Source organism: Ensifer sp. SSB1, assembly GCF_016652895.1.
Taxonomy (GTDB): domain Bacteria; phylum Pseudomonadota; class Alphaproteobacteria; order Rhizobiales; family Rhizobiaceae; genus Ensifer.
Window position 1 is genome coordinate 57287 of the sequence record NZ_JAEPRP010000017.1, and the last position, 6531, is coordinate 63817.

5 protein-coding genes and 2 pseudogenes are annotated in these 6531 nt (G+C 62.9%); 6 read left to right on the forward strand and 1 reads right to left on the reverse strand.

The genetic code is table 11. The annotated features are described in order from the left end of the window. Window positions 1–79 precede the first annotated feature (79 nt). The gene (locus I8N66_RS06700) at window positions 80–1390 is read right to left on the reverse strand and encodes an MFS transporter (RefSeq protein ID WP_113540719.1); all 1311 of its coding nucleotides are present in this window, start codon (window positions 1388–1390) and stop codon (window positions 80–82) included. Window positions 1391–1508: 118 nt separating this feature from the next. On the opposite strand from I8N66_RS06700, the gene I8N66_RS06705 reads away from it, so the two are divergent. From I8N66_RS06705 to I8N66_RS06730, 6 genes and pseudogenes are all read left to right on the forward strand, one after another. Then, window positions 1509–1793: a hypothetical protein gene (locus I8N66_RS06705; protein WP_291151234.1), complete on the forward strand. Its 285-nt coding sequence runs from the start codon at window positions 1509–1511 to the stop codon at window positions 1791–1793. Window positions 1794–1901: 108 nt separating this feature from the next. Beyond that, a pseudogene (gene aqpZ / locus I8N66_RS06710) lies at window positions 1902–2545 on the forward strand (aquaporin Z). A gap of 308 nt (window positions 2546–2853) precedes the next feature. Then, on the forward strand, window positions 2854–3780 hold the full coding sequence (locus tag I8N66_RS06715) for a D-alanine--D-alanine ligase (protein WP_113540716.1): 927 nt from the start codon (window positions 2854–2856) through the stop codon (window positions 3778–3780). Further along, on the forward strand, window positions 3768–4718 hold the full coding sequence (ftsQ, locus tag I8N66_RS06720; protein ID WP_291151240.1) for a cell division protein FtsQ: 951 nt from the start codon (window positions 3768–3770) through the stop codon (window positions 4716–4718). The genes I8N66_RS06715 and ftsQ overlap by 13 nt, the downstream gene beginning before the upstream one ends. Further along, on the forward strand, window positions 4715–6046 hold the full coding sequence (gene ftsA, locus I8N66_RS06725; RefSeq protein ID WP_113540714.1) for a cell division protein FtsA: 1332 nt from the start codon (window positions 4715–4717) through the stop codon (window positions 6044–6046). The genes ftsQ and ftsA overlap by 4 nt, the downstream gene beginning before the upstream one ends. 109 nt (window positions 6047–6155) lie before the next feature. Continuing rightward, window positions 6156–6531: pseudogene (locus tag I8N66_RS06730) on the forward strand (cell division protein FtsZ); the annotation flags it as partial.

Here is a 6531-nt window from a genome sequence, read left to right on the forward strand (position 1 = left end):
CGCCAAACGCGCCGCCGCGTGGCCGCTGCGCCTCTTCTCTTCTAGTGGCCGGCTGCGCATGCGGCGCAGCCGGTCGTGATCAGGCCGAAACCTCGTCTTCGGTCGACAGCACCAGGCACAGAAGCGTGATGGCGGCGGCGGCGAGCAGGTAGTAGCCAACATAATCCAGGCTGTAGTTGGTGGCGAGCCAGGTGGCGATGTAAGGCGCCAGCGACGCGCCGAAGATGCCGGCGAGGTTGAAGGTCATCGAGGCGCCGGTGTAGCGCACCGAGGTCGGGAAGGGGGCGGCGAGTGCCGCTCCGATCGGGCCGTAGGTAAGGCCCATGAGGCCGAGGCCGATGATCGAGAACAGGAAGGCGCCGCCAAGCCCGCCCGAGAGGAGCGGGGCCATGAAGATGCCGAAGATGCCGATGCCGATGGTCGTCAGGATGAGGATCAGGCGGCGGCCGAAACGGTCCGACAGGATGCCCGCAACCGGGATCATCAGGCCGAAGAAGACGACACCGGTCATCTGCACGACCAGGAACTGCTCACGCGAGTAGCCGAGCTTCGCCGTGCCCCAGGACAGCGAGAACACCGTCATCAGATAGAAGAGCACGAAGGTCGCGAGCGCCACGAAGGTTCCGAGCACCAGGCTGCGCTTGTGCGAGCGGAAGATCTCGGCGATCGGTACCTGCACGCGCTCGTGCTTGTCGACGGCCTTCTGGAATTCCGGCGTTTCGGTGATCTTCAGACGGACATAGAGGCCGACGGCGACCAGCAGGATGCTGGCGATGAACGGCACGCGCCAGCCCCAGGCGAGGAAGGCTTCGTCGCTCATCACTTCGCCGAGGATGAGGAAGGTGCCGGCCGAGAGGATGAAGCCGATCGGCGCGCCGAGCTGCGGGAACATGGCGTACCAGCTGCGCTTGCCCTCGGGCGCGTTCTCGGTGGCGAGCAGGACGGCGCCGCCCCATTCGCCGCCGAGGCCGAGGCCCTGGCCGAAGCGGCACAGTGCCAGCAGCAGCGGGGCTGCGACGCCGATCGTCGCATAGGTCGGCAGGAGGCCGATGACGACGGTGGAGATGCCCATGGTCATCAGCGCCGCCACCAGCGTCGCCTTGCGGCCGACCTTGTCGCCGAAGTGGCCGAAGACCACGGCGCCGAAGGGACGGGCGAAGAAGGCGATCGAGAAGGTCGCGAAGGATTGCAGCATTGCCGAGGTCGGGTCGGCGCCGGGGAAGAAGAGGTGCGGGAAAACGAGAACCGCGGCGGTGGCGTATACGTAGAAGTCGAAGAATTCGATTGTCGTGCCGACGAGGCTTGCGAACAGCACCCGGGCAGGGGAGTTCACTGCCGCGTGCTTCGACGCATTGTTCTTCGGCGACAGGGTGGTTGTCGCGTCTGTCATTATCATAATTCCTGATATGGATGTGAGGCCGTCTTGGGAGGCGGTCATGGGCGTCTTAACGCAAGTTTTGGCATGACGAAACCCTAATATCGTAAGATATGCGAACGATCGCGGCATCGTGCGCAGCATTGTTCCGCTCATGCATGGCTGCCCGCGCATTGGCCGAGATTGCCTCTGTTGCAAGCTGTCCGGTACGGCGAACATTGGGACCCACCGGCGCGACAATAATGGTCTCAGCTGGTTTAAGCCGGCGGCCAGGGATCATCTGGACAAGGCCTTCGCAGTCGCCGCGTTGCTCACGCGACATGGCATTGTCATTGAGATCCAGAAAGCCGCAAGGGTTGGCTATGTCCTCTATGAGGACGGCCATCAGATTGAAGCCGAGTCCTTTGCGGACTTGTGAATTTGAAGCCAATCTCATCTACAGCGGGTATTGTGGCGAGCGCTCAACCGAATTGTGGCAAACTCTCGAAAACCGAAGCGATCGGCTTCGTTTTTCAGGAGCGAATGCATGTTCAAAAGGCTTTCAGCGGAATTTCTCGGTACATTTTGGCTCGTTTTCGGTGGTTGCGGCAGTGCGGTCCAGGCGGCCTCCTTTCCGGAGATCGGTATCGGCCTGCTCGGCGTTTCCTTTGCTTTTGGTCTAACCGTTCTCACAATGGCCTATGCGGTCGGCGGCATTTCAGGCGGGCATTTCAATCCGGCCGTCTCGGTGGGCTTGCTGGTCGCCGGCAAGTTTCCGGCACACAAACTCGCCGGTTACGTCACAGCCCAGGTACTGGGTGCGATCGCGGCCGCCGCCACGCTCTATCTGATCGCGAGCGGCAAGGCCGATTTCCGGGCGGCTATTCGCTGACATCAGCACTCGTCGCCGAAGTGATGCTGACCTTCTTCTTCCTGTTCATCATCCTCGGTTCCACCCATGGCCGCGTGCCTGCCGGCTTCGCACCGATCGCCATCGGCCTGGCGCTCACCCTTATTCACCTGGTCTCGATCCCGATCACGAATACGTCGGTCAATCCTGCCCGCTCAACAGGCAAGGCGCTCTTCGTCGGCGACTGGGCCATTCAGCAATTGTGGCTGTTCTGGGTGGCGCCGATCGTCGGTGCGGCAATCGCCGGCATCGTCTGGAAGATCGTCGGCGACGACGACTAATCCGGCTTCGGATTCGGTCAGGCAAGGAACCCGCTGCCCTGCGCAGCGGGTTTTTCATTTTTTTGCCTGTTATGCATTCGATTCAGGATTACTTCGCAACCCTTTGATCTCTCGCTAAAATGCGTTTTCGCCCGTGTATGCGCAGGCGCCGCGCGTGTTTCGTTTCCCGACTAAGGTTAACGAAAGTAAACGGTTCGTTAACCATAATGCCGTTCTAGTGACCTCAATGGCGCCGGTGACTCGCGAAAACCGGAATCAGCCAGACGCAAGGAAACCTTGCGATAGTGGCGTATTGTCTGGGGGTTCGAATGAGCGGCAAGCATGTGGCTGTCCTGATGGGCGGATTTTCTTCGGAGCGACCGGTTAGCCTGTCGTCCGGGGCTGCCTGTGCGGATGCCCTCGAGGCTGCCGGCTACCGCGTCACCCGAATCGACGTCGATCGCAATGTTGCAGAGGTGCTGGCGGCACTCCGTCCGGACGTCGCCTTCAACGCCCTTCACGGTCCGTTCGGGGAGGACGGCACGATCCAGGGCATCCTCGAGTATCTGGAAATTCCCTACACCCATTCCGGCGTGCTCGCCTCCGCGCTCGCGATGGACAAGGCGCAGGCAAAGCACGTTGCTGCCGCCTCCGGCATTCCGGTCGCCGACGCGCAGGTGATGGATCGTCACGCTTTCGGCCCGAAGCATCCGATGAAGCCGCCCTATGTCGTCAAGCCGGTCCGCGAGGGGTCGAGCTTCGGGGTCGTCATCGTCAAGGAAGATCAGTCGCATCCGCCGCAGGTGGTGACGTCGAGCGAGTGGCGCTATGGCGACCGAATCATGGTCGAGCGTTATGTTGCCGGTCGCGAGTTGACCTGCGGTGTCATGGGTGATCGTGCGCTAGGCGTAACCGAGATCATTCCGCAGGGCCACGCCTTCTACGATTACGACTCCAAGTACGTAAAAGGTGGTTCTAGCCACGTCATTCCGGCACAGATTTCACCAAATATTTACCAAAAAATACAAACACTCGCTCTGAAGGCGCATCAGGCAATCGGTTGCCGCGGCGTCAGCCGATCCGACTTTCGTTTCGATGACAGTTCCTCCGGTGAGGGCGAGCTGATCTGGCTGGAAATCAACACCCAGCCCGGCATGACGCCAACCTCCCTGGTGCCCGAAATGGCTGCGCATGCCGGCTATGGTTTCGGTGAGTTTTTGAGTTGGATGGTGGAGGAAGCGTCGTGTTTGCGTTGAGGGGCAGAAGAGGCAAGAGGGTTCGTCACCTCGACGGTGCTGCTGCCGTCGACGTGGACGGTGGCCGCGTGCTGCCGCGTCCGCTGCGCCGTGCCGTTCGATTCCTGGTCAGTCTCGGGGCTGGCCGCATTCGCTTCCCCGCCCATACGGGCACGATCTCGGCGCTCGTATTCTTTGCCGCCACCGGTTTTTACGGCATGTCGCTTGGCGGGCACACGCAGAACTTCGCCCAGGCATCGACCACGGCCGCCGGTTTCGCCATCGAGGACGTCAAGGTTTCCGGCAACGACCAGACCTCGGAGATCGATATCCTGCAGCAGCTCGGCCTCGATGGCACGACCTCGCTGGTGGCGCTCGATATCGCCGAGGCGCGCAAACTGATTGCGGAAATGCCCTGGGTGCAGGGCGTCACCGTTCGCAAGGTTTACCCCGGCACGATCGAGGTCAGCCTCACCGAGCGCAAGGCGTTCGGCATCTGGCAGCACGGCTCCGACCTTTCGTTGATCGAAAGAAGCGGCAGCGTGATTGCGCCGCTGCGCGACAACAAGTTCGCGGCCCTGCCGCTCTTCGTCGGCCGTGACGCCGAGACGGCGGCCGCCGATTTCTACGACGAGTTTTCCCGCTGGCCGGAGATCCGCTCGCGGGTGAAGGCCTTCGTCCGTGTCGCCGGTCGCCGCTGGGACCTGCGTCTCGACAACGGCATCGTCGTCAAGTTGCCGGAGCATGACGTTGCCCGGGCGATGCAGGTGCTGTCCGACATGGAAAGCCAGCACCAGCTCCTCGAGCGCGACATCGCTGCCGTGGATCTGAGACTGCAAGATCGAACCACAGTTCAGTTGACGCCGGACGCAGTGACCCGGCGCGAAGTTGCCTTGAAGGCGAGGGACAAAATGCTGAAGGCGCAGGAGACCGAGAAGAAGAAAGAGGGGCGGATATGAGTTTGTTCGGGTCCTCCAGCTTTGGCCTGCCGCGCCTGAAGCCGCTTTCTTCGAAGCGGTCTCATGTCGTCTCGGTGCTGGATATCGGGTCGACCAAGGTGGTCTGCATGATCGGCCGGCTGACGCCGCGCGCCGAAAGCCAGATCCTGCCCAACCGCACCCACAACGTCGAAATCATCGGCATCGGTCATCAGAAGTCGCGAGGCGTCAAGAACGGCGTCGTCGCCGATCTCGATGCGGTCGAAAGCGTCGTGCGGCTCGCCGTCGATGCGGCCGAGCGTATGGCCGGCCTTACCATCGACAGCATGATCGTCAACGTTTCGGCGGGCCGTCTGCAGAGCGACGTCTACACCGCGACGATCGATCTCGGCGGCCAGGAAGTCGACGCCAATGATCTGCGCAAGGTCCTGTCGGCCGCCGGCCAGCAGTCGCTGCGCTCCGACCGCGCCATCCTGCACTCGCTGCCGACGGGCTTCTCGCTCGATGGCGAACGCGGCATCCGTGATCCGCTCGCCATGTTCGGCGACGTTCTCGGCGTCGACATGCATGTGCTGACGGCCGAGCGTGCGGCGCTCAAGAACCTGGAACTCTGCGTCAACCGCGCTCACCTTTCGGTCGAGGGCATGGTGGCGACGCCCTATGCCAGCGGTCTTGCCGCGCTCGTCGATGACGAGGTCGAGCTTGGCTGCGCGGCGATCGACATGGGCGGTGGCACGACGACGATCTCGGTCTTTGCCGAGGGCAAGCTGGTTCACGCCGACGCCGTCAGCCTTGGCGGCCATCACGTGACGACGGACCTGGCGCGTGGTCTTTCGACCCGCATCGAGGATGCCGAGCGGCTGAAGGTCGTGCACGGCTCGGCGCTGCCCAACAGCGCCGACGAGCGCGACATCGTCTCCGTCCCGCCGATCGGCGAGGACGACCGCGATCAGCCGACGCATGTGCCGCGCGCGCTCGTTTCGCGCATCGTGCGCGCTCGCATCGAAGAGACGCTGGAACTCATCCGCGATCGTATCCAGCGCTCGGGCTTCAGCCCGATCGTCGGCAAGCGCATCGTTTTGACGGGCGGCGCAAGCCAGCTCACGGGCCTGCCGGAAGCGGCGCGCCGCATCCTCGCCCGCAATGTTCGCATCGGCCGTCCGCTCGGGGTTTCCGGGCTGCCGGCGGCTGCCAAGGGCCCGGCCTTCTCCACGGCGGTCGGCCTGATGATCTATCCGCAGGTCGCCGACCTCGAGACCCATGCCTCCCACGGCGGCATGTTCTCGGCGCTCGGCGCCGGCAACGGCCGCATCGCCCGCATGGGCCAGTGGTTGAAAGAGAGTTTTTGAGTAGAGCTGCCCGGCTCCGACAGGGACGGAACCGGGTGAATACAAACTAGGACTTTGAAAGATTTGGTCGGCTCGGCAAGGCGGCCAGAAAACAGAAGGAACGGGTACAATGACTATCAACTTGCAGAAGCCGGATATCACGGAGCTGAAGCCCCGCATCACCGTCTTTGGTGTGGGTGGCGGCGGCGGCAACGCCGTCAACAACATGATCACTGCAGGCCTCCAGGGCGTCGACTTCGTCGTCGCCAACACCGATGCCCAGGCTCTGACCATGACCAAGGCCGAGCGCATCATCCAGATGGGTGTCGCCGTCACCGAAGGTCTCGGCGCCGGTTCGCAGCCGGAAGTCGGCCGTGCGGCCGCCGAAGAGTGCATCGATGAGATCATCGACCACCTCAACGGCACCCACATGTGCTTCGTCACCGCCGGCATGGGCGGCGGCACCGGCACCGGTGCGGCCCCGATCGTCGCTCAGGCCGCCCGCA